This is a genomic window from Streptomyces sp. NPDC028722 (assembly GCF_040637655.1).
Classification (GTDB): domain Bacteria; phylum Actinomycetota; class Actinomycetes; order Streptomycetales; family Streptomycetaceae; genus Streptomyces.
Genome location: NZ_JBEZWU010000019.1, coordinates 14,069 through 38,230 on the forward strand (window position 1 = coordinate 14,069; position 24,162 = coordinate 38,230).

Below are 24,162 nucleotides of genomic sequence, written 5' to 3' on the forward strand. Positions count from 1 at the left end.
CGGGTGGGGCGGCGGGTCAGCCGAGTCCGAGCTCGTTGTCGATGAAGGCGTAGACGTCGTCGGCGGTGGCGTCTTCGAGGCGGTCCGTGGTGGGGGCGGTCTCCGCGGAGGTGCCGTTCAGCGCGGCCTCCTGGATGCGCGTGCCCAGGGACCGCAGCCGGGAGTGGATGCCGGAGTGCGTCAGCTCCTGGGTGAGGAGCGCGTCGAGCGCGCTCTCCAGGGCGTCGAGCCCTGCGGTGACCGGGTCGGTCTCCTGGTCGAGGGCCTTGAGCAGGTACTGGGCGAGCGCGGTGGGCGCCGGATAGTCGAACACGGCGGTCGTCGGCAGCCGCTTCCCGGCGGCCTTGCCGAGGCGGTTGCGCAGCTCCACCGCCGTGAGCGAGTCGAAGCCGGCCTCCTTGAAGGCGCGGTCGGGCAGGACCAGCGAGGCGTCGGCGTGGCCGAGGACGGCCGCGGCCTCCTTGCGGACGACGTCCAGGACGAAGGCGGCCTTCTCGTCGGCCGGGAGCGCGGCGAGCCGTCCGGCGAGCGTGCGGCCGGTGGCCGGACCGGCTCCCGTAGCGCGGCGCGGCGCCCGGACCAGTCCGCGCAGCAGCGGGTGGAGCCCGCCGGAGGCTGCCTGGCCGCGCAGTACGGACAGGTCGAGCCGGGTCGGTACGAGGGCCGGCTCGTCGGCCGTCAGGGCGGCGTCGAACAGGGCCAGGCCCTCGTCGGCCGCGAGGCCGAGCATGCCCGCGCGTTCGGTGCGCCGCAGGTCGGCCACGGCGAGCGCACCGGTCATGTCGCTGGCGTACGACCACAGGCCCCACGCGAGTGACACGGCGGGCAGCCCTTGGCGGTGACGTATCCGGGCGAGCCCGTCGAGGAAGGAGTTGGCCGCCGCGTAGTTGGCCTGTCCGGGGTTGCCGAGGACACCGGCGGCCGAGGAGAACAGCACCCAGGCGGCGAGGTCCAGGTCCTTGGTCAGCTGGTGCAGGTTCAGGGCGGCGTCGGCCTTGGGCCGCAGGACGGCGGCCATCCGCTCCGGGGTGAGCAGGGACAGCACGCCGTCGTCGACGACGCCCGCGGCGTGGACCACGGCTGTCAGGGGCTCCCGGGCCGGTACGGAATCCAGGAGCCGGGCCAGCGCGTCACGGTCGGCGGCGTCGCAGGCCGCGACGCGTACCGACGCGCCCAGGGAGGTCAGTTCGGCGGTGAGTTCGGCCGCGCCGGGAGCGTCGGGGCCGCGCCTGCTGGTGAGCAGCAGGTTGCGCGCACCGTGCTCGGTGACGAGGTGACGGGCGACGAGCGCGCCGAGGGCTCCGGTACCGCCGGTGACGAGGACGGTGCCCCCGGGATCGGGGCGGCGCGGCACGGTCAGTACGGCCTTGCCGACGAGACGGGCCTGACCGAGCTGCCGGAACGCGTCCGGGGCGCGCCGTATGTCCCACGCCGTCACCGGCAGCGGGCCGAGAACGCCGCGTTCGAAGAGGTCGGCCAGTTCGTCGAGCAGCTGCCGCAGCCGGTCGTCGTCCGCCTGAGCGAGGTCGTAGGCCCGGTACTCCACGCCGGGGTGGCGCTCCGCGACCTCGGCGGCGTCGCGGACGTCGGTCTTGCCCATCTCCAGGAAGCGGCCGCCGCGCGGCAGCAGACGCAGCGACGCGTCGACGAACTCACCGGCCAGGGCGTCAAGGACGACGTCGACGCCCCGGCCGCCGGTGGCCTCCAGGAAGCGCTGCTCGAAGCCGGTGGTCCGGGAGTCGGCGATGTGCGTGTCGTCGAGCCCGGCCGCGCGCAGGGCGTCCCATTTGCCGCGGCCCGCGGTGCCGAACACCTCCGCACCCAGGTGGCGGGCCACCTGGACGGCGGCGGTGCCGACACCACCGGCCGCGGCGTGGACGAGGACTCTCTCGCCGGCCCGGAGGCCGGCCAGGTCGCGCAGCCCGTACAGGGCGGTGAGGAAGGCGATGGGTGCGGCGGCGGCCTGGGCGAAGCTCCAGCCGGCGGGGACGCGGACGAGTCTGCGCTGGTCGGTGACGGCCTCCGGCCCGAACGCCCCGCCGGGGAACAGGCCCATGACGCGGTCGCCGGGCGCCAGGGCGGTGACGCCGGGGCCGGTCTCCAGGACGACGCCCGCGCCCTCGCCGCCGATCGCGGCCCGGCCCGGGTACATGTCCAGGGCGATGAGGACGTCGCGGAAGTTCATCCCGGCGGCGCGTACGGCGACCCTGACCTGGCCGGGTGCCGGTGGTCCCGGTTCGGCGTCCGGTAGGAGGGCCAGGTTCTCCAGGGTGCCGGGGCCGGTGGTGTCCAGGTGCCAGGTGCGGGCTCCGTCCGGGATCGTCAGGGTGTCGTCGGCGAGCCGGCCGAGCCGCGGCACGAGGACCTCGCCCTCGCGCAGCGCCAACTGTGGCTCCTCCAGGGCCGCGGCGGCGGCCGGGACGCCGGTGAGGATGTCACGGGAGGCGGCGTGTCCGTCGAGGTCGGCGAGGAGGAGGCGGTCGGGGTTCTCGGACTGGGCGGAGCGCACGAGGCCCCAGACCGCGGCGCCCGCCGGGTCGGTGACCGTCTCGCCGCCGTGTACGGCGACCGCGCCGCGGGTGAGTACGAGCAGCCGCGCGGTGTCGTCGCCGGGGTCCGCGAGGAACGCCTGTAGCTCTGCCAGCACGCGTGCGGTCAGCTCGCGCACGGCCTCCGCGCCGGTACCTGTGCCGGTGGCGTCGAGGACGCGGATGCCGTCGAGCCCGTCCGCGCGTGCCTCCACCGGCAACGCCGTCCAGATCGTGCGGAACAGCGCGTCGTGGCCCGGCTCGACGGCCGGGCGCAGTTGCTCCGCGGCCACCGGGCGCAGGACGAGGGAGTCGACGGCGGCGACCGGGGCGCCGGTGGTGTCGGTGATGCGCAGGGACACCTCGTTCGGTCCGGCCGGGGTCAGCCGGACCCGCAGAGCCGTGGCGCCCGCGGCGTGCAGCCGCACTCCCTGCCACGCGAAGGGCAGCAGGCGCCGGCCGTCGTCCGGTTCGGCGACGGCGCCGAGGGCGCTGGGGTGCAGGGCCGCGTCGAAGAGGGCCGGGTGGAGGCCGAACCGGTCGGCGTCCGTGTGCAGTTCGTCGTCGAGGGCGACCTCGGCGAAGACCTCTTCGCCGCGGGTCCACACCGCGCGCAGGCCCTGGAAGGCCGGGCCGTACTCGTATCCGGCCGCGGCGCGTTCCCGGTAGAAGTCGGTCACGGGCACGGCGGTGGCGTCCGTGGGCGGCCACGGTTCCTGGCCGGTCCCGGAGTCGTCGGCCGTCCTGGTCAGGACGCCGCCGGCGTGGCGGGTCCACACCGTGTCGCCGCCGTCCGGCCGGGAGTGGACGGAGACGGGGCGGTCGCCGGTCTCGTCGGGAGGGCCCACGTGCACGCGGATCCGTACGGCGCCGCTGTCGGGCAGGACCAGGGGGGCGGCCAGGACGAGTTCGCGGACGGTGCCGTGGCCGATCTCGTCGCCGGCGCGGAGGGCCATCTCCACGAGGGCGGTGCCGGGCAGCAGTACGGTGCCGTCGACGGCGTGGTCGGCGAGCCAGGGCTGCGCGGCCAGGGAGAGGCGTCCGGTGAGGGTGACGGCGTCGGCCTCGGGCAGGTCGACCGTGGCGGTGAGCAGGGGGTGGCCGGCGGCGGTGATGCCCGCGGCGTCCAGGCCGCCGGCGCCGGGGTCGGAGGCGTCCAGCCAGTAGCGCTCGTGCTGGAAGGCGTAGGCCGGCACCGTGGTGCGGCGGGCACCGCTGCCGGCGAACAGCACGGGCCAGTCGACCCGGGCGCCCCGGGTGTGGGCGCGGGCGACGGCGGTCAGCAGCGCCTTCGGCTCCGGCCTGCCGTCACGCAGCGCGGCCACGCAGTCGACGTCGTCGGGCAGGCAGTCCTGGGCCATGGCGGTCAGCACGCCGCCGGGTCCGAGTTCCAGCACGGTGCGGGCGCCCTGCTCGCGCAAGGTGCGCAGGCCGTCCGAGAAGCGGACCGTGTCCCTGACGTGGCGCACCCAGTACTCGGGGGCGCACAGCTCCGCGGGGTCGGCGAGGGCGCCGGTCAGGTTGGACACGACGGGCAGAGCGGGGGTGTAGAAGGTCAGTCCGGCGGCGACCTCCCGGAAGGCGCCGAGCATCGGTTCCATGCGCGGCGAGTGGAAGGCGTGCGAGACGCGTAGCCGCCTGGTCCTGCGACCGCGGGCCTCGAACCGGGCGGCGAGGGCCTCGACGGCCGCGGCGTCGCCGGAGAGGACCACGGCTTCGGGGCCGTTCAGCGCGGCGATCGCGACGCCGTCGCGCGGACCGGCGGCGATCTCCTCCTCGGTGGCCTGGACGGCGATCATGACGCCGCCCTCGGGCAGCCGCTGCATCAGCGCGCCGCGGGCGGCGACGAGGGTGGCGGCGTCCTCCAGGGACCAGACGCCGGCCACGTGGGCGGCGACGAGTTCGCCGATGGAGTGCCCGGCGACGAGGTCGGGCCGTACGCCCCAGGACTCCACCAGGCGGAAGAGGGCCACCTCCACCGCGAAGAGGCCGGCCTGGGTGTAGGCGGTCCGGTCGAGCAGGTCCGCGTCCGGGGTACCGGGCTCGGCCAGGACGACGTCGCGCAGCGGGCGGTCGAGCCACCGGTCCAGGGCGGCGCAGACCTCGTCGAAGGCGCGGGCGTACACCGGGAAGGCGGCGTGGAGTTCGCGGCCCATTCCGACGCGCTGCGCGCCCTGTCCGGGGAAGACGACCGCGAGTTTGCCGTCGGTGACGGCGTCGGCCGTGTCGTCGCCCTCGGCGAGGGCCGTCAGGCCGCGCCGGGCCTCCTCCGGGGAGTCGGCGACGACGGCCGCGCGGTGCTCGAAGGCGGCCCGGCCGCTGAGCGTGAGGGCCACGTCGGCAGGCGAAGGGGCGGGATCGTCCGCGAGGAGGGCGGCGACGCGTGCGGCCTGGGCGCGCAGTGCCTGCGCCGACCTGGCGGAGAGCACGAGCGGGACGAGCCCCTCGGGCAGCGCACACTCCCGCGTGCCGCCGGGGGCGGTGCCGGCCGGGGCGGGTTCGCCGGTGGCCTGTTCCAGGACGACGTGGGCGTTGGTGCCGCTGATACCGAAGGAGGACACGCCCGCGCGGCGCGGGCGACCGGTCTCGGGCCAGTCCCGGCCCTCGGTCAGCAGTGCCACGGCGCCCCGCGTCCAGTCGACCTCGGGGGTCGGCGCGTCCACGTGCAGCGTCCGCGGCAGCACGCCGTGCCGCATCGCCTCCACCATCTTGATCACACCGGCGACACCGGCGGCGGCCTGCGTGTGCCCGATGTTGGACTTCAGCGAGCCCAGCCACAGCGGCTCGCCGGTCCGGCGGTGCTGTCCGTAGGCGGCGATCAGGGCCTGTGCCTCGATCGGGTCGCCGAGGGCGGTGCCGGTGCCGTGCGCCTCGACGGCGTCGACGTCCGCGGGTGTCAGACCGGCGTTGGCGAGGGCCCGGCGTATGACGCGCTGCTGGGAGGGGCCGTTGGGCGCGGTGAGGCCGTTGGACGCGCCGTCCTGGTTCACGGCGGTGCCGCGTACGACCGCCAGGACGTCATGGCCGTTGCGGCGGGCGTCCGAGAGCCGTTCGAGCAGCAGCAGGCCCACGCCTTCGGACCAGCCGGTGCCGTCCGCCGCGGCGGCGAACGCCTTGCAGCGGCCGTCGGCGGCCAGACCCCGCTGCCGGGAGAACTCCACGAAGCTGCCCGGTGTCGACATGACCGCGACACCGCCGGCCAGCGCCAGGGAGCACTCCCCCGAGCGCAGCGCCTGGGCGGCCAGGTGCAGGGCCACCAGTGACGACGAGCACGCGGTGTCGACCGTCACCGCGGGACCCTCGAAGCCGAAGGTGTACGCCACCCGGCCGGAGACGACGCTGCCCGCGCCGCCGACGCCGAGGTAGCCCTCGATCTCCTTCGCGGGCCGCACCGCCCGCGAGGTGTAGTCGTGGTACATGACCCCGGCGAAGACACCGACGTCCGTGCCGCGCAGGGCGGTCACGTCCAGGCCGGCGCGTTCGAAGACCTCCCAGGAGGTCTCCAGGAGCAACCGCTGCTGCGGGTCCATGGCCAGGGCTTCGCGCGGGGAGATGCCGAAGAAGGCGGCGTCGAAGCCCGCGGCGTCGTCGAGGAAGCCTCCCACCTCGACGTAGGACGTGCCGGCGGCGTCGGGGTCGGGGTCGTACAGCTCCTCCAGGTTCCAGCCGCGGTCGGCCGGGAACGGGGAGAGGCCCTCGGCGCCCTCGGCGACCAGGCGCCACAGTTCCTCGGGGGAGGTGACACCGCCCGGCAGCCGGCAGCCCATCGAGACGATGGCGATCGGCTCGTCGCGGGCCGTGCCGGCCGTCACGGGCAGAGGCCGGGCGGAACCGTCGGCGGGTTCGCCGAGGACCTCGCGCAGCAGCCGGTGCGCCAGGGCCGCGGGGGTGGGGTGGTCGAAGGCGCTGGTGGCGGGCAGTCGCAGTCCGGTTGCCGCGCCGAGCCGGTCGCGCAGGGCGACGGCCATGACGGAGGTGAGGCCCAGTTCCTTGAAGGCCCGGTCGGCCGGGATGCCGTCCGTGTCGGTGCGGCCGAGGACCGCGGCCGTCCCGGCGCGCACCAGCCGCAGCAGCGTCTCCTCGCGCTCCCGCGCGGGCAGGCCGGCCAGGCGGTCGCGCAGGTCCGCGGCCTCCGCGGGGGCCTGCCGGGCCGTGGTGTCGACGAGGCCGCGCAGCGGGGCGGGGACGGGGCCGCGGAGCAGGGCGGCGTTGTCGAGACGCATCGCGACGAACGCCGCCTCGTCGGCCGCGTGCGCGGCGTCGAACATCACCAGGGCCTGCTGTTCGGTCAGTTCACCGGCGGCGAAGGGGACCGCGGCCCCGGTGCCCTCGGTCGCGCCGTCCTGCCAGGGGCCCCAGGCCAGACACAGTGCGGGCCGGCCGTGGGCGCGCCGGTGCTGTGCCAGCGCCTCCAGCGCGGCGCTCTCGGCCGCGGCCTCGCCGGCGCCGGGAGCGCCGAGGACGCCGAGGGGCGAGGAGCACAGGACGAACGCGGCCAGGTCGTGGTCGGCGGTCAGGTCGTGCAGGGTGTGTGCCGCCTCGGCCGCGGCGCCGGTGCCGGTGGCCTCTTCGGCGTGCACCACGGCTGTCAGCGGCGGCCGTCCACCGTCCGCCAGCAGTGCGGCGAGCCCGGCCCGGTCACCCGGGTCGCAGGCGACGGCGGTGACCTGGGCCCCGGCCGCGGTGAGTTCGGCGCGCAGCGTCTGCACGGTCTCGTCGCCGTGGCCGGAGGTGAAGGTCAGCAGCAGGTGACGGGCGCCGTGCGCCGCCACGAGATGCCGGGCGAGCGCGCTGCCCCGGGCGGTGGCGGCGCCGCTGACCAGCACGGTGCCGTCCGGGTCGAGCGGCGGGAGCGACGGCTCCTCCCGGTCCATGGAGACGCGGGCCAGGCGTGGCAGCAGGACGACGCCGGAGCGGATGGCGAGCTGTGGCTCGCCCGCGGTCACGGCGGCGGTCAACGGGCGTGCGCCGTGCTCGCCGAGGCCGTCCACGTCGAGGTCGGCGAGCACCAGCCGGCCGGGGTGCTCGGTCTGTAACGCACGTACCAGGCCCCACAGCGGGGCGTGCGCGAGGTCCCGCACGTCCTCGCCGTTCCCGGCGGCCACGGCGCGGCGGGTGAGGATCACGAGCGTGACACCTTCGGTCCGCTCGTCGGCGAGCCAGTCCTCCAGGGCCGCGGCCGACCGCCGTACGCCCGCCCCGGACACGTCCGCCGTCTCGGGTGCGTCGGCGGTCCGGTCCACGAGGAGGACGTCGGGGCCGCCTTGTGCCGGGGGGCGGGCCGCCGCGTGGGCGGCGGCCAGGTCGGTGTGGACGTCGCACGGTACGCCGGCGTCGTCCAGGGCGCCGGCCAGGCCGAGGAGGTCGGGACCGGCCAGCGCCCAGCGGCCCGGTGCGTGCTCGAGACCGCCCAGGGACAGCGGGGAGCTCGGGATCCAGTCGACGCGGAACAGCGAGTCGTACAGGCCGCTGCTGGTGGCGCGCAGCCGGGCGTGGGTCTCCAGCAGCCGATGGCGCATGATCTTGCCGGAGGCGGTGCGCGGGATCGATGCGATCTCGTACAGCTCCTCGGGCACCTTGAAGTAGGAGAGCCGGTCGCGGCACTCGGCGAACATCCGTTCCGTGTCCGGTCCCTGCGGGCCGGGGACGATGAACGCGACCGGCACCTCGCCCAGGACGTCGTGCGGCTTGCCGACGACAGCGACGTCGGCGACGCCGGGGACGGTGCGCAGGACCTCCTCCACCTCGCCGGGGTGGATGTTCTCGCCGGCGCGGATGATGAGTTCCTTCTTGCGGCCGGTGATGGTGAAGTAGCCGGCCTGGTCGCGGCGGGCCAGGTCACCGGTGCGGTACCAGCCGTCCTGGAAGGCGGCGGCAGTGGCCTCGGGCTGGTTGTGGTAGCCGGCCATGACTCCCGGGCCGCGTACCCACACCTCGCCCTCCCGGCCGTCGGCGACGTCCTCGCCGGTCCCGGTGTCCACCAGCCGTACGCCCAGGCCCACCACGGGCAGGCCGCAGGAGCCCTCGGGACGCGCGCCGGAGGGCCAGTTGACGGTGATGGATCCGCAGGTCTCGGTGGAGCCGTAGGCGTCGATGAGCGGGACGCCGAAGACACGCTCGAACGACTGGCGCAGCGAGGCGGTGGTGACCGCGCCGCCGACGAGGGCCACGCGCAACCGGGGTGCGGCGAAGCCGCGTTCACGGGCGGCGTCGAGAAGGTAGTGCAGCAGGGTGGGGACGCCGGCGAGCAGGGTGGCGCGCTCCTCGTGCAGCGCGGTCAGCACGTCCTCGGCCGAGAGGCCGTCGATGATGCGGGCGCTGGCACCCACGGCCACGACGGACAGCACGCAGGCGATGTGCGACAGGCTGTGGAAGAGGGGCAGCGGCCACACGACGCGGTCCTCGGGGCCGAGTCCGGGCACCGGGACGTAGCAGGCGGCCACCGACCACAGGCAGTTGCGCTGGGTGGAGAGCACGCCCTTGGGCCTGCCGGTGGTGCCCGAGGTGTAGAGCATCCACGCCAGGTCGTCCAGGCCCAGGTCGTCGCGGGCCGGGGTGGCCGGGTCACGGGTCGCGAACGTCTCGTACGGCAGGAAGTCCGACGGCACCTCCTCGTCACCGACCAGAACGACCGTCAGGTGCGGGCGGTCCGGCAGCAGTCGCCGCAACTGCTCCACGTGGAGGTGGTCGGTGATGACGATCCGGGCGCCGCTGTCGTCGAGGATGTGCGTGAGTTCCGCGTCGCTGCTCTGCGGGTTGACGGGGACGCCGATGGCGCTGGCCCGGGTGATCGCGTGGTAGCTCTCGACGGTCTCGACGCGGTTGCCCAGACAGATGGCCGCGCGGTCGCCGGGTTGCAGTCGCAACTCCGCCAGGTGGCCGGCCAGCCGACGGGTGCGCAGCTCCAGCTCGGTGTAGCTGACACTGCGCCGGTCATCGCTGTAGGCGACCTTGGCCCCGAAGCGACGGGCCTGGCGGACCAGCAGTTCGGGAATCGGCCGGATCAGCTCCGTGCGCAACATGTGTCGTCATCCCTCCGGGGTGACAGCAGACGGGCAGCCCGCAATGGCAGATGATTCCCCCTACCCGGAATTGTTGTGCCTTACGACGCCATTCGGCAGCCCCCTAACCCCCCCTACATCTCCCCGACCAGGGGCGACGAGAATTCCCCTCGGAGGAGTTTAGGGCGATGGACCGCAGGAAATAGACTCCGACGCCGCACGATCTGCCATTGCATTATCTGCCGTCCGCCCGAATACGCCCGTTGTGAACGGCTCGCGATTGACGCGGACTTCAGGGGAGAAACAATTCCCTCCCCTGAAGCCTTCCTCCGGCTTCCGGCGGGGTCAGTCGCTCAGGTGGTCGGTGACGATCGTGGCGGCCCGGCGCAGCACTCGCGGGCTGCTGAGCATCTCCTCATGGCCGCAGCCCAGCTCGTGGCGCACGATCTCACCCGCCACGTAGGGCGCCCAGGCCTCGCTGGAGGCGGTCTCGGCCACCGGGCTGGGGTCGGCCGCGAACAGGTGCAGGGTGCCGCTGTACTTCTCGGGCCGGTGGTTCCTCCAGGCGCCGAGGTCGGTCAGCATGGTCTCGACGAAGGTCTCGGCAGCGCTCTTCCTGCCGCGCCAGGCGTAGTTCGTCGCCATGTCGGCGAACTCGGCGATGTCCTCGTACCTGAGCGGACGCTCGTAGCCGGCGAGGTCCTTGCCGTTGATCAGGAGGATCAGCTCGATGAGCCCCTGCTCGTCCCGGTCCTCCTTGTCCGTGAGGTGCGGGTTGGTGTTGAACACCCCGAGGAACTCGATCTCCTCGCCGCGCTTCTGGAACTCGGCGGCGACGGCGTGGGCCAGGACGCCGCCGAAGGACCAGCCGAGGATGCGGTAGGGGCCGTGGGGCTGCACGCCGCGGATGCGGTCCGCGTAGTCCGCCGCCATGGCCGCGATGCTGTCGACGGGCGTGCCGGACTCCTGGAAGGTGTGCGACTGGAGGCCGTAGATCGGGTAGCGGAGGCTGAAGTGCTGGGCGAGAACCCCGTAGCACCAGGCCGTGCCGCCGAGGTGGCGCATGCAGAACAGCGGCCTCGCGGAGCCCTTCGTCATCAGCGGCAGGAGTACGGCGAAGGAGTCCTGCGGCTCCTCACCGGTGAGCCGACGGGACAGCTCGGCCGGTGTCGGGGACTCCACGAGCATCCGGATCGGGAGTTCCAGGTCCATCTCGGCGCGCACCCGCGTCAGCAGCCGTGCCGCGAGCACCGAGGAACCGCCGAGGTCGAAGAAGCTGTCGCGCGGACCCACCTGCGCCACGCCGAGAACCTCGGCGAACAGCCGGCTGAGCATCAGCTCCGACTGCGTCAGGTGCGTCTCGACCATGGCGTTGTGCTCGACGACGGGTGCCGGCAGGGCCTTGCGGTCGAGCTTGCCGTTGGGGGTGAGCGGGAACTCCTCCAGGGCCACCACGGCGGACGGCACCATGTACAGCGGCAGCGTCCGCGCCACGGACTCGCGCAGCTCCCTGACGTCGGGCACACGGCCGGCCGCGGCCGTCACGTAGGCCACGAGACGCCGGTCGCCCGGACGGTCCTCGCGGACCGTCGCCGCGGCCTGGCCGACGTCCTCGGAGCGCTCCAGGGCGGCCTCGACCTCGCCGAGCTCCACCCGGAAGCCGTGCAGCTTGACCTGGTGGTCGGCGCGGCCGACGTACTCCAGGTCGCCGTCCGGGCGCATCCGCACCACGTCACCCGTGCGGTACATCAGACCGGCACCGGAACGGTCCGGCAGGAAGCGCTCAGCGGTCAGCTCCGGCCGGTTCAGGTAACCGCGGGCCACGCCCGCGCCCGCTATGAACAACTCGCCCTCGGTTCCCGGCCCGACGGGCGCGAGATCCTCGTCGAGGACGTACAGCCGGGTGTTGCGCAGGGGCTTGCCGATGACGGCCGCCGCCTCGGGCGTGTCGACCGGGTGCACGGTGGACCACACGGTGGTCTCGGTGGGCCCGTACCACTGGACGACCTCCGCGCCCAGCTCCAGCAGCGTCGCCGCGAGCTTCTCGGGCAGCGCCTCGCCGCCGATGAGGATGCGCAGGCCGCGCAGTGCCTCGGAGCTGACGGTGGCCAGCATGTGCCAGTGGGTGGGGGTGGCCTGGGCGGTGCCGATCTCCCTGCGCACGATCAGGTCGCCCAGTTCCCGCGGGTCCTGCCCGGTGGCACGCGGCGCGACGACCGCGCGGGCACCGGTGTAGTACGGCAGGAACAGCTCGGGGACCGACATGTCGAAGGTGGCGGTGGTGACCGACAGCATGCGGTCACCGGGTCCCAGGGCCAGCCGCTCCCGCATCGCCTCCAGCAGGTTGTGCAGGGCGCGTACGGGGATCTCGACGCCCTTGGGGGTGCCGGTGGAACCCGACGTGTAGATGACGTACGCGAGATCCTCCGGCGCCGGCGGGGCGGCCCGCTCGGCGTCCGTCAGATGACCGGCGGGCAGCGCCGCCAGCGTCCCGGCGGTCGCGGGATCGTCCAGCACGACCCGGGCGATGCCCAGGTCGGTGCGGTCGGCGTCGATGCGCGCCGACGTCACCAGGACGACCGGGGCGGCATCACGGACCTGGAACGTCACGCGCTCGGCGGGGTGCTCGGGATCGAGCGCGAGGTAGGCCCCGCCCGCCTTGAGCACCGCCAGCAGCGTCACCAGCAGGTCCGTGGAGCGGGGCAGCATCACCGCGACGACGCTGTCGGGGCCCACCCCCAGGGCGACCAGGTGGCGGGCGAGGCGGTTGGCCCGCTCGTGCGCCTCCCGGAACGTCAGCTCCACACCCTCGCATTCGAGGGCCGTACGGTCGGGAGCGGTGTCGGCCCGCTCCTCCAGCGCCTTCACCAGCATGTCCACTCCACAGGGCTCGTACGGATTCTCGCGGCGGTGCGGTCAGACGGCAGGGGTGCGCACCCAGCGGTTCCAGTACGGCCGCCAGCCGACGCGGTGCCAGAACGGCATGGAGACCGGATTGAACATCGCGTGGTAGCCCACCGCCGCACCGATGCCCATGGCGTCCAGCTCGGTGTGGACATGGTTGGCGAGGGAGGTGCCGACGCCCAGGCCGCGGTACTCCTCCTTGACGGCCTGGCAGATCAGGTGCGCCACCGGCGTCGCGGTGATCCGCGTCGCGAGCCATGCCTGCTGCGGCTCGGAGGGCTCCTCGCCGCGGTGCATACCGACGACCCGGCCCTCGTACTCGGCGACCCAGATCATCGGTTCGTCGAGCTTGAGCGACTCGGCGAGCTGCGCGCGCAACAGCTCCTCGGTGTTGTCGCGTTCGACGGCGCCGCTGACGGCGGCGTCGAAGCGTGTCTCCACCATCTGTAGCGCGTACACCTCGTCGCTGTCGTCGGGGGTGGCGCGCCGCACGCGGACGTTGCCCGGCTCGGCCACGAGGTCGGTGCCCCTGAGCCGGCCGATCATCACGAACTCGGGGACGAACCCGAAGGCGCGGAAGACCGCGGTCATCTCGACGTCACGGCTGGGCCACTCGACGGCGGCCATGGAGTCCTCACCCGGGCGCTCCGGGTGGCCCTCCAGGTACTGGTTCCAGTGCGTGAGCAGCGCGGCCATCTCGTCGGGTCCACAGACCCTGGGGGCCAACTCCCAGCGGTCCAGCGGGCCGAGCACGGCCTCCAACTCGTCGGCGGCGACGCGGACATGGGTCAGCAGGCCGTGCGCGCCGCCGACCTCCAGCATCTCCTGGCCGTCGGCGGGCCCCGGCAGCGGATCGGCCTCGGGGATCATCCGGTCGACGGGGCGCAGCCGGTCGCGGTGGGCGGCCAGTACCGATTCCGCCGTCTTTCCCTGGTGCATGATGTCGTGTCCTCGGCTTTCAGTCGTGTCCGTGGCGACGTCGCGGAGGAGCTGCTCCGCGGGAAACGGGGGCGTCCTGGCCGCGGTGCCGGCGCCGCGTCAGCTGTCGGTGTCCTTCCGCGGCAGCGCGCGGGCCGCGAGCCGGTGGCCCGCGGCGTCCGGGCCGGAGATCACTTCGGTGGTGAGGGGGCCGGTCACCGAGTCGTGGCGGAAGTGTTCGCGCGCCCGGACGTCGGAATGGTGGGCCTCGATCCACGGGCGGGGACAGTCGGCGAGCGCGTCCGTTCCGTGGATCTCGGGCTGACGGCTACCGAGTATGCCGAGATTCGCCCCGTCGAACAACAGGAGCCTGCTCAATGCGCACCTCGCCCTATACCGGACTGCTGCGGAAGTATTTTTTATAGCACGGCATCGACGCGTGAACCTCGGGGTCACGGCGAGCAAGGGGACACATAGGGGGGTCCCCAGGGGAATACGCCGTTTCGGCCACCGGGTTAGCGTGCCGATCGCGACGACCCCGCCGGGGGGTGACTGCCGAGGGCGTTCTCCCCTACCGGCGTCCGCGTGGACACCCGGTCCACGCGCGGCAGGCGGTGTCAGACCTCCGCGCCGATCGATGCGGAAGCAATTCGCATGCGCATAGACCGAGGAGTAGGGACCAGCATGAGCAGTGGTGTGCGACTGAGCTCGGACCTTCCGGCATGGCCGCAGTACGACGACGCGGAACGCACCGGCCTGATCCGTGCGCTGGAGCAGGGGCAGTGGTGGCGCATGGGCGGCGGTGAGGTCGACGCCTTCGAGAGGGAGTTCGCCGAGTACCACGGCAGCGAGCACGCGCTGGCGGTCACCAACGGCACGCACGCGCTCGAACTGGCCCTGGAGGTCATGGGCGTCCGTCCCGGCACCGAGGTGATCGTCCCGGCCTTCACCTTCATCTCCTCCTCCCAGGCAGCGCAGCGCCTGGGAGCCGTCGTGGTGCCGGTGGACGTGGACCCGGAGACGTACTGCATCGACCCGGCCGAGACCGAGAAGGCCATCACACCGAGGACCCGCGCCATCATGCCCGTTCACATGGCCGGCCAACTCGCCGACATGGACGCCCTGGAGAAGCTCGCCGCCGACTCCGGCGTCCCGCTGATCCAGGATGCCGCGCACGCGCAGGGCGCCACCTGGAACGGCCGACGGGTCGGCGAGCTGGGCTCGGTCGCGGCGTTCTCCTTCCAGAACGGCAAGCTCATGACCGCGGGTGAGGGCGGTGCCGTGCTGTTCCCGGACGCCGAGACGGCGGAGCAGGGCTTCGTCCGGCACAGCTGCGGACGCCCCCGCGGTGACCGCGGCTACTTCCACCGCACCTCTGGCTCCAACTTCCGGCTCAACGAGTTCTCCGCCGCTGTGCTGCGCGCCCAACTCGGCCGCCTCGACGAGCAGATCGCCACGCGTGAGGAGCGCCGGCCGCTGCTGTCCGCGCTGCTCGCCGAGATCCCCGGCGTGGTGCCGCAGCGGCTGGACCGGCGCTGCGACCGCAACCCGCACTACATGGCCATGTTCCGCGTCCCGGGCATCACCGAGGAGCGGCGTGCCCGGGTCGTCGACACCCTCATCGAGCGCGGTGTCCCCGCCTTCGTCGCGTTCCGTTCGGTGTACCGCACGGACGCCTTCTGGGAGGCCGGCGCGCCGGACCTGTCCGTCGAGGACCTCGCCCGCCGCTGCCCCCACTCCGAGGCGCTCACCTCCGACTGCCTGTGGCTGCACCACCGGACGCTGCTCGGCACCGAGGAGCAGATGCACGAGATCGCCGCCGTCATCGCCGACGTGCTCGGCTCATGAGCGCCGCGCCTCTCGGCGGCCGGCCGATCCGCACCGCCGTGGTGGGCCTCGGCTGGGCCGCACGGTCCATCTGGCTGCCGCGCCTGCGTCGGCATCCCGCGTTCACCGTGAACGCCGCGGTGGATCCCGACCCGGCCTCGCGCGCGGCCGTCACCGCGGACCACGCCGGCACTCCGGTCCTGGCGGCCGTGACCGACGTGGATCCCGCGCAGGTGGACCTGGCCGTCGTGGCCGTCCCCAACCACCTGCACTGCGAGATCGCGAGCAGTCTGCTGCTCAAGGGCATCGCGGTCTTCCTCGAGAAGCCGGTGTGCCTGACGTCGGCGGAGGCGGAGCGGCTGGCCGAGGCGGAACGCGTAGGCGGCGCGCGGCTCCTGGCGGGCAGCGCCGCCCGGCACCGCGCCGACATCGGGACGCTCCTGGCGAGCGTCGCCGAACTGGGCGACGTCCGCCACGTCGAGCTGTCCTGGGTACGCGCCCGGGGTGTCCCCGACGCGGGCGGCTGGTTCACCCGGCGCCGGCTGTCGGGCGGCGGGGCCCTGGTGGACCTGGGCTGGCATCTGTTCGACATCGCCGCGCCGCTGCTGGGCTCAGCGGACTTCGCGCAGGTCACCGGTGCGGTCTCCGGCGACTTCATCGCACAGGCCGGCGCGCGGGTCTCCTGGCGCGCCGAGGAGGAGGCCGGGCAGCCCGGCCGGGCGGCCTCCGTCCCGCCTGACGTCGAGGACAACGCCCGCGCGTTCCTCGTCACCGAGGACGGCATCTCCCTCTCGTTGCAGGCTGGTTGGGCGTCGCACGAGGAGCTGGACGTCACCCGGGTCCGCGTCGACGGCAGCGCGGGCAGCGCGACCCTGCGGTGCACGTTCGGCTTCAGCCCCAACCGGCTGGCACGCCCGGAGCTGACCCTCACCCGCGACGGCGGGACCCGCACGGTTCCGGTGCCCGAGGAACCCATCGGTACGGAGTACGACCGGCAGCTCGACGAGTTGTCCGCCCGGCTGCGGGACCCGTCCGGGCCGGGCCGGGCGATCGAGGAGGTGCGCCGCACGATCGGTGCGATCGAGCGGGTCTACGCCTCGGCCCGTGCCGCGCGGAAGACATCGCAGCCGACGCCGGTGTGACCGGCACGACCGGCCGCCGCTGTGTCGGTGCGGCGGCCCGTACCGCCGCGCGAGCGGCCCTCCGCCCGTCCCCGCCGCCCCACGAAAGAGAGCGCCACAGCACCATGGACAGTCTTGGAACCAGCCAAGACCCCGCCGCCCCCGGCGCCCGTGCCCAGCGGGCGGAACCCGTCGGCGCGGTCGTCTTCGACCTCGACGGGGTGCTCGTCGACAGCTTCGCGGTGATGCGCGAGGCGTTCCACACCGCCTACGCCGAGGTGGTGGGGCACGGTGAGCCACCGTTCGAGGAGTACGAGCGGCACCTGGGCCGCTACTTCCCCGACATCATGCGGATCATGGGTCTGCCGCTGGAGATGGAGGGTCCGTTCGTCCGTGAGAGCTACCGGCTCGCGCACCTCGTCGCGGTCTTCGACGGCGTACCCGAGATGCTGAGGGAGCTGCGGGCGCAGGGGATCCGACTCGCCGTGGCCACCGGTAAGAGCGGTCCGCGGGCCCGGTCGCTCCTCGAACAGCTCGGTCTGCTCGACCTGTTCACCGTGGTGATCGGTTCCGACGAGGTGGAGCGTCCCAAGCCGGCCCCGGACATCGTGCTCAAGGCCCTGGGTGTGCTCGGCTCCGACCCGTCGCGGACGGTCATGATCGGTGACGCGGTCACCGATCTCGCCAGTGCGCGGGGCGCGGGTGTCACCGCGATCGCCGCCCTGTGGGGCGAGAGCGACGAGGAGACCCTCCTGGCCGAGGATCCCGACATCGTCCTGCGCAAGCCGTCGGAGCTGCTCGAGGTGTGCGCCGGCACATCCCGGACGTCCTGACCGACCGACCTGCCGCACCGACCCCGCCCCTGAGGGCGGGGTCTTCGCGTTTCCCGCCGGCTCCGCACGCAGCCCCGGCCGCCCCGTGCGCCGGCCGTGGCGGCCGCCCTTCCACCGGGGGCCTGCCACCTGACCAGGCTTCGGTATGCGCGTAGGAGCAGCAGTTAGGGGGGCAGTAGGGGATGCCCAGGGGATTGGGGCGGCGGCGCATCGGTGAGAGGCTCGATCAGGACCATTCGCGGGGCGCCGGCCTGTCGGCCGGGCTTTCGCGATGACATTCTTCCGCCCCTCGAGAATCACCGCTCCGGCAATCCGGGAGAGGGAATTCGGTGGAGTACACCGAGCAGGGGTCACCATCCGTTCCCGACCTGTTGCGGCGCCCGGCAGAGGCTGCCGAAGGGCCTTCGAGGATCGTTCTCCTATGAGCGCAGTCACATCCCCGACCGACATTTCACCGGAGACCCGACGTGGGAAAAGCCGTCACGGAATTGCGCAAGCCGGCGCAGCAGCAGCCCGAGTGGGACGACCCGTCACAGACGCGGCGCATCCGCGAGATCCTGGCCGGCCGTCCGCCGCTGGTCGAGGGTGCGGACGTGCGTGCGCTGCGGGCCCTGCTGGCCCAGGTGGCCCGGGGTGAGGCCCACGTGGTGCAGGCCGGGGACTGCGCCGAGGACCCGGGCGAGTGCGGCGCGGAGTACGTGGGGCGCAAGTCCGCCGTACTCGACCTGCTCGCGGAGGCACTGCGGACGGTCACCGACAAGCCGGTCGTACGGGTCGGACGCATCGCGGGCCAGTTCGCCAAGCCCCGCTCGAAGCCGGTCGAGCGGGTGGGGGGCGTGGAACTGCCCGTCTACCGGGGGCACATGGTCAACGGCCCGGAGCCCGATCCGGAAAGCCGGCGGCACGATCCGGTACGCCTCCTGACCGCCTACATGGCGGCGAGCGACGCCATGGAGCACCTGGGCTGGCGCGGCCCGGCGGCCCACGCCACCCGGCGGCCGACCGGACACCGGGTGTGGACGAGCCATGAGGCGCTCGTCCTCGACTACGAGCTGCCCATGGTCCGTGACCTGGGTGACGGTCGCCGCTGGCTCGGCTCCGCCCACTGGCCGTGGATCGGCGAGCGGACCCGTCAACTGGACGGCGCCCACATCGACCTGGTCGCCGGCATCGTCAACCCGGTGGCCGTGAAGATCGGCCCCACCACCACGGCGGAGGAGATCACCGCCCTGTGCGAACGGCTCGATCCGCTGCGGGAACCGGGCCGCCTGACCTTCATCGTCCGCATGGGCGCCGACGTGGTCACCGACAGGCTGCCCACGCTGGTCGAGGCGGTCCGGGCGGCCGGCCATCCGGTGATCTGGCTCAGTGACCCCATGCACGGCAACACCGTTGCCGCCCCGGACGGCCACAAGACCCGCCTGCTGGGCACCTTGGCACGGGAGATCCGCGGATTCCGCCGGGCCGTGGCCGCCGCCGGCGGCGTGGCGGGCGGACTTCACCTGGAGACCACACCCGACGACGTGCTCGAGTGCGTCACGGACATGTCCGTGCTCGAAGAGGCGACCGTCCGGCGAACGAGCCTGTGCGACCCGCGCCTCAACACCGAGCAGGCCGTGGCGCTGATCTCCGCCTGGTCCGACCGGGAGGTGTCCGGGACCCGCGACCACTTCGAGGTGCGGCTCCACCACGCGTAGGACCACTGCGCACGGGGCTGGGAATTCGGACTTCATGTCAGCCTCCACGAGCGAGACGAGTCACCGATTCTGCGGTTCTGTCATCGGCCATGGCAGGTCGGCTTCCGGTTTTCACCTGCGTGTGCCCGATGCTCCGGCATCGGAGCGCGGCAGCGGAACCGGGCCGATTTCCTCTCCTGTCTCGGCCACCTGTCCATGGTCAGGGAGTAACAGGTCCCATGCATCTTCTTGTCAACGGAATACGGCGCCGGGTCACCGGTGAGATTCTCGTTCCGAATTCGAAGTACCACGCGCACCGCGCGCTGATCCTCGCCTCGCTGGCCGACGGCGTCAGCCGCATCCACGGACTGTCCGACGCCCGGCACGTCGGGTACACCGTGCGGCTGCTGCGCGACCTCGGCGTGCGGATCACCAGAGACGGTGACACCGTCGTCGTACACGGTCTCGGCGGGCGCTACCGGCCGCGCCGGGAGACCGTCTCCGCGGGCAGTTCCGGCACCACGCTCTACTTCATGATCGGCCTGGCCTCGCTGTCCGACCGCGACGTGTCGGTGACCGGGCAGAAGTACTTCAGGCGGCGCCCCGTGGGGCCCCTGCTGCACGCGCTGGAACAGCTGGGTGTCCGGCTGGAGTCGGCGGACGACTGTCCGCCCGTGCAGGTGCGGGGCAGGCGGCCCTCTGGCGGTCATGTCACGGTCCCGGGCACTCTGTCGCAGTGGGTGTCGGGCCTGATCCTGCTGGCACCGTTCGCGGCGGGGCGCACCACCGTCGAGGTGCAGGGCGAGCTCAACGAGCGCTCCTACCTGGAGCTGACCGTGGCGATGATGCGGCAGTTCGGCCTCGACGTGAGCGTGTCCCAGGACTGGCGGCGCTTCGACATCGAACCCGGCCAGCAGGCACGTGCCGTCGAGCTGACGTTGCCGCCCGACATCGGTTCGGCCGCGTTCGGCATCGCGACCGCCGCGCTGCACCCCTGCGACGTACTGCTGCGCGGGATCACGGGTCTCCAGGGCGGCCCGGCCGACCACCCGGAGTTCCACTTCCTCGACATCGCGCGCTCCATGGGCGTGCCGATGGAAGTGGACGAGGAGGCCGGCGGCCTGCGCATGCGGCAGGACGCACCGCGGCTGACCGCGGTCGACGTCGACTGCCGCGACGTGCCGGACATGCTGCCGATCCTGTCCACGCTGGCCACGTTCGCACACGGCCGGTCGGTGTTCCGCAACATCGCGCACACCCGGCTCAAGGAGTCCGACCGCGCCGCGGCCATGCTCCAGCTCAACTCCATGGGCGGTCGCCTGGAACTGTCGGGCGACGATCTGCGGGTGCAGGGGGTGGACGGGCTGGTCGGCGCGAAGTTGTCGTCGTTCAACGACCACCGTGTCCTGATGTCGCTCGCGGTCGCGTCGTCCCGGGCGCGCGGCCGTTCGACGCTGACCTATCCGAACGCGTACCGCATCTCCTACCCGGCGTTCCTCGACGCGATGAACACCCTCGGTGTTCCGATGTCGGTGGAGAACGGCTCGGCGGTCTCCGCCGGGGAGGGCACCCGCGCCGGGCACCTGGCACGCAAGCCTGCCGATCCCGAAGCCGCGGCGCGGATCACGCTGACGGAACGACTGCGCCGGCAGGCCGTCACCCGGCCCGATGACACGGCCGTGGTGGACGTACGGTCCGACCACGACGAGGTGGTCACCTGGCGTGAGCTGGCGGACCAGGTGGACCGCGCCGCGGCCCTGCTGCTGCGTCTGGGGGTGCGGCCGGGTGAGAACGTGGCGTACCAGCTGCCCAACCGCCTCGAGTTCGTGGTGCTGTCGCTGGCGGCGCTGCGCGTCGGAGCCGTGTGCTGCCCCATCATCCCGTTCTTCAGGGAGCGCGAGGTCGGGTTCGTGCTCAGGCGCTCCAGGGCCCGTGTGCTGGTGGTGGCGGACCGCCACCGCTCACGCCGGCCGGCGCAGGAGGTGCTGGACCTGGCCGCCGAGGACGGCTCGGACGTGCGCGTGCAGCACGTCGTGGTGCTGGCCACGTCGGGAGGCTCCGCCCAGCTGCCCGAGACCCCGGCCGGCGGGATGCTCGTGCACGACTGGCTGCGGGCGCTGGAGACGACGGAGATCGACCGCGCGGCGCTCGACGCGATCGCGCCGACGCCGGACATGACGGCGCAGCTGCTGTTCACCTCGGGCACCACCAGCGAGCCCAAGGGAGTCACCCAGCCCACGCGCAACCTGGTCAGGGCCGCCGCGATGGAGATACGGCACCTCGGGCTCGGGGAGCGGGACGCGATCTGGGTGCCGTCACCGCTCGCCCACCAGACGGGCTTCCTGTACGGCATGGTGCTGGCGTTGGTGCTGGGCGTGCCGCAGATCCTCCAGCCCGACTGGGACGCCAAGCGGGCGCTCCAGTCGCTCAACGAACACCGTGCGACGTTCGTGCAGGCGGCGACGCCGTTTCTGTCCGACCTGGTCAAGGCGGTGGAGGAGAGTGGCGAGACGCCGCACCGGCTGCGGATCTTCGTCGCGACGGGGACGATGGTGCCGCGTGGTCTCGCCGAGCGCGCAGGGCGCGTGCTCGGCGCCGAGGTGTGCGGGGCCTTCGGCACCACCGAGACCTGCCTGGGCGCGCTGTCGGCGCCCGGGGACGAGCCGCGGCAGCGCTGGGGCTCCGACGGCCGGGTGCTGGACGGCGTCGAGCTGAGGATCAGGGACGACGAGGGGCGTGTCCTGGCCGCGGGCGAGGAGGGCAACTTCGAACTGCGCTCCCCCACGGTCTTCGGGGGTTATCTCGACCGTCCCGACCTGACGGCCCAGGCGTTCACCGAGGACGGCTGGTACCGCACCGGTGACCTGGCGACGATCGACAGTGCCGGCTTCCTCAGGATCACCGGACGCGTGAAGGACGTGATCAACCGCGGCGGTGAGAAGATCCCCGTCGCGGAGATCGAGCAACTGCTGTTCGGGCACCCCTCGGTGGCTGACGTGGCCGTGGTGGCCATGCCGGACGAGCGTCTCGGCGAGCGTGCCTGCGCGTTCGTGGTTCCGGACGGCGGGACCGAGCTGACGTTCGCGGAGATGCGGCGCTACCTGGACGGGCACCAGGTGGCCAAGCAGTACTGGCCGGAGCGCCTCGTGCCGATCGACGCGCTGCCGCGCAACCCGATCGGCAAGGTGAAGAAGTTCGAGCTGCGGGCCCTGGCCCACGGTCTCCGGCCGCACGACGAGGACCCTGTCTGACACTCCGCCCGTCCCCGCCGCGGTGACCGGCGGGGACGGGCGTCCATCACACCCCGACGACGGAAGAGGACCGAGGCAGCAGATGACGGACGAGCGGCAGTTCCACGAGTTGCGCACCCAGGTCGAGCAATGGGTGGAGGGACCGGGTGAGCGCTGGGCCGAACGCATCGAGGAGAGCGGGCAGGTACCCGAGGAGCTGTGGGCCGAGTTGAACGGCCTGGGCTTCCTGCGGCTGGCGGCTCCCCAGGAGTACGGCGGCCACGGCCTCGGCTTCGCGCGCTGGATGGAGCTGATGGAGATCTTCTCCCGCTCGCACGGCTCCGTGCGCATGATCGTGCATGTCGTCAACGGCATCTGGCGCTCCATGGACGGCCACGCCGACGACGAGCAGCGCAAGCGCTTCGTCATCCCCTCGGTCACCGGCGACATCACAATCGCCTTCACGCTCACCGAGCCGGGCAACGGCACCGGCGCGGACATCACCACCTCGGTGGTGCGCGAGGGCGACACGTACTACCTGTCGGGGCGCAAGCATCTGATCACCTTCGGGGTGCGCTGCGACTACTACCTGCTGGCCGCCCGCGTCGAGGGCAGCGCCGGTCACGCGGGCACGGTGGCCCTGCTGGTGCCGCGGCACGCGCCGGGCGTCACGGTCGAGGACACCTCCCGCACGATGGGAGTGACGGGTACCGACCACGCGTCGCTGACCTTCGACCGCACCCCGGTACCGGTGGACCACCGGCTCGGCGCGGAGGGCGAGGGCCTGGAGGTGTTCCTCGGCGGCTTCCTCACCCCGTCCAGGATCTCCGTGGCGATGAGCTGCGTCGGCCTCGCCCAGCGCGCCCAGCAGCTGGCCGTCGAGTACGCCCGGAACCGGGTGACCTTCGGCAAGTCACTCACCCGGCGCCAGGCGATCCAGTTCATGCTGGCCGAGAACGCGGCGGACATCGAGGCCGCCAGACAGCTGACCCTGCACGCCGCCCGCCGCTTCGAGGAGGGCGCGGACGACGCGTCCATGCAGTCGTCGATGGCGAAGATGCACGCCGTGACGATGCTGACGAACGTCACCGACAAGGCGCTCCAGGTGCACGGCGGGCTCGGCTACTGGAAATCGCAGAAGATCGAGCGCGTCTACCGCGACGCCCGTGCCCAGCGCTTCGAGGAAGGCACCAACGAGGTGCAGAAGGCAGTGGTGTTCCGCGAGTTGCTCCGACGCGCCGCGGCCGGTGACGGGGAAGGAACGAGCCGATGAAGAGCCAGCAGGACGAGCAGCGGCGGCAGACGTCCGAGCGCGAGCGGGTCTCGCTGATCACCGGGGCCTCGCGCGGCATCGGCCGCGCCCTGGCACTCACCCTCGCCCGGCAGGGCGGCACGGTGGTGGTGAACTACAAGAAGAACGCCGACCTCGCGCAGAAGACCGTCACCGATGTCGAGGAAGCCGGCGGCCGCGGCTTCACGGTCCAGGCGGACGTCGAGACCCCCGAGGGCATCACCGCGCTGTTCGACGAGGTGGCGCGGCGCTGCGGACGGCTCGACCACTTCGTCTCCAACGCGGCGGCGAGCGCGTTCAAGAACATCGTCGACCTCGGCCCGCACCACCTGGACCGCTCGTACGCGATGAACCTGCGGCCCTTCGTGCTGGGGGCGCAGCAGGCCGTGCGGCTGATGGACGACGGCGGGCGGATCGTCGCGCTGTCTTCCTACGGCTCGATCCGCGCCTATCCCACGTACGCGATGCTCGGCGGCATGAAGGCCGCCATCGAGTCGTGGGTGCGGTACATGGCGGTGGAGTTCGCCCCGTACGGCATCAACGTCAACGCGGTCAACGGCGGGCTCATCGACTCCGACTCCCTGGAGTTCTTCTACGGCCTCGAAGGCATGCCGCCCATGCAAGGCGTCCTCGACCGTATCCCCGCGCGCCGGCCGGGCACCGTGCAGGAGATGGCCGACACCATCGCCTTCCTCCTCGGCGACGGGGCCGGCTACATCACCGGGCAGACCCTCGTGGTCGACGGCGGGCTCAGCGTCGTCGCACCGCCGTTCTTCGCGGACGCGGGCGAGTCGCTCGTGCTGCCGCCCCGGCCGACTCGCGGCGACTGAGCC

11 protein-coding genes are annotated in these 24,162 nt (G+C 72.9%); 7 read left to right on the forward strand and 4 right to left on the reverse strand.

From position 1 onward, the window contains the following. Window positions 1–16: 16 nt before the first annotated feature. The 4 genes from AB0F03_RS25795 to AB0F03_RS25810 all read right to left on the reverse strand — a co-directional run bounded on the left by AB0F03_RS25795 (window position 17) and on the right by AB0F03_RS25810 (window position 13,729). Window positions 17–9,550 carry an SDR family NAD(P)-dependent oxidoreductase gene (locus AB0F03_RS25795; protein ID WP_361996006.1) on the reverse strand — a complete coding sequence of 3,178 codons (9,534 nt, stop codon included), beginning with the start codon at window positions 9,548–9,550 and terminating at the stop codon, window positions 17–19. 324 nt (window positions 9,551–9,874) lie between these two features. Beyond that, on the reverse strand, window positions 9,875–12,403 hold the full coding sequence (locus AB0F03_RS25800; RefSeq protein WP_361996008.1) for an amino acid adenylation domain-containing protein: 2,529 nt from the start codon (window positions 12,401–12,403) through the stop codon (window positions 9,875–9,877). Window positions 12,404–12,445: 42 nt separating this feature from the next. After that, entirely contained in the window at window positions 12,446–13,372 is a 927-nt protein-coding gene (locus AB0F03_RS25805) for a GNAT family N-acetyltransferase (protein ID WP_361996010.1), read from the reverse strand. 99 nt (window positions 13,373–13,471) lie between these two features. Then, on the reverse strand, window positions 13,472–13,729 hold the full coding sequence (locus AB0F03_RS25810; protein WP_361996012.1) for a type II 3-dehydroquinate dehydratase: 258 nt from the start codon (window positions 13,727–13,729) through the stop codon (window positions 13,472–13,474). Between the two features lie 306 nt (window positions 13,730–14,035). Between AB0F03_RS25810 and AB0F03_RS25815 the strand changes: the two genes are divergently transcribed. From AB0F03_RS25815 to AB0F03_RS25845, 7 genes are all read left to right on the forward strand, one after another. Next, a complete protein-coding gene (locus tag AB0F03_RS25815; protein WP_361996014.1) occupies window positions 14,036–15,199 on the forward strand; it encodes a DegT/DnrJ/EryC1/StrS family aminotransferase in 1,164 nt (387 codons plus the stop codon). Next, window positions 15,196–16,320, forward strand: a complete 1,125-nt coding sequence (locus AB0F03_RS25820; protein WP_361996016.1) for a Gfo/Idh/MocA family oxidoreductase — start codon at window positions 15,196–15,198, stop codon at window positions 16,318–16,320. The genes AB0F03_RS25815 and AB0F03_RS25820 overlap by 4 nt, the downstream gene beginning before the upstream one ends. Before the next feature lie 104 nt (window positions 16,321–16,424). Beyond that, the gene (locus tag AB0F03_RS25825; RefSeq protein WP_361996018.1) at window positions 16,425–17,132 is read left to right on the forward strand and encodes an HAD-IA family hydrolase; all 708 of its coding nucleotides are present in this window, start codon (window positions 16,425–16,427) and stop codon (window positions 17,130–17,132) included. Between the two features lie 467 nt (window positions 17,133–17,599). Continuing rightward, window positions 17,600–18,829, forward strand: a complete 1,230-nt coding sequence (locus tag AB0F03_RS25830) for a 3-deoxy-7-phosphoheptulonate synthase (RefSeq protein WP_361996020.1) — start codon at window positions 17,600–17,602, stop codon at window positions 18,827–18,829. A gap of 218 nt (window positions 18,830–19,047) precedes the next feature. Next, window positions 19,048–22,059, forward strand: coding sequence for a 3-phosphoshikimate 1-carboxyvinyltransferase (gene aroA, locus AB0F03_RS25835; RefSeq protein WP_361996021.1), 3,012 nt, complete (start codon window positions 19,048–19,050; stop codon window positions 22,057–22,059). 82 nt (window positions 22,060–22,141) lie between these two features. Next, entirely contained in the window at window positions 22,142–23,311 is a 1,170-nt protein-coding gene (locus AB0F03_RS25840; RefSeq protein ID WP_361996023.1) for an acyl-CoA dehydrogenase family protein, read from the forward strand. Then, window positions 23,308–24,159 (forward strand): SDR family oxidoreductase, encoded by an 852-nt coding sequence (locus tag AB0F03_RS25845; protein ID WP_361996025.1) that lies wholly within the window; start codon window positions 23,308–23,310, stop codon window positions 24,157–24,159. Before AB0F03_RS25840 ends, AB0F03_RS25845 begins: the two co-directional genes overlap by 4 nt. Window positions 24,160–24,162: the final 3 nt, after the last annotated feature.

What these genes read in the sequence shown, in the direction of transcription:
- AB0F03_RS25795 (WP_361996006.1), bottom strand. Translation starts at nt 9,550, where the DNA reads ATGTTGCGCACGGAGCTGATCCGGCCGATTCCCGAACTGCTGGTCCGC.
- AB0F03_RS25800 (WP_361996008.1), bottom strand. Translation starts at nt 12,403, where the DNA reads ATGCTGGTGAAGGCGCTGGAGGAGCGGGCCGACACCGCTCCCGACCGT.
- AB0F03_RS25805 (WP_361996010.1), bottom strand. Translation starts at nt 13,372, where the DNA reads ATGCACCAGGGAAAGACGGCGGAATCGGTACTGGCCGCCCACCGCGAC.
- AB0F03_RS25815 (WP_361996014.1), top strand. Translation starts at nt 14,036, where the DNA reads ATGAGCAGTGGTGTGCGACTGAGCTCGGACCTTCCGGCATGGCCGCAG.
- AB0F03_RS25820 (WP_361996016.1), top strand. Translation starts at nt 15,196, where the DNA reads ATGAGCGCCGCGCCTCTCGGCGGCCGGCCGATCCGCACCGCCGTGGTG.
- AB0F03_RS25825 (WP_361996018.1), top strand. Translation starts at nt 16,425, where the DNA reads ATGGACAGTCTTGGAACCAGCCAAGACCCCGCCGCCCCCGGCGCCCGT.
- aroA (WP_361996021.1), top strand. Translation starts at nt 19,048, where the DNA reads ATGCATCTTCTTGTCAACGGAATACGGCGCCGGGTCACCGGTGAGATT.
- AB0F03_RS25840 (WP_361996023.1), top strand. Translation starts at nt 22,142, where the DNA reads ATGACGGACGAGCGGCAGTTCCACGAGTTGCGCACCCAGGTCGAGCAA.
- AB0F03_RS25845 (WP_361996025.1), top strand. Translation starts at nt 23,308, where the DNA reads ATGAAGAGCCAGCAGGACGAGCAGCGGCGGCAGACGTCCGAGCGCGAG.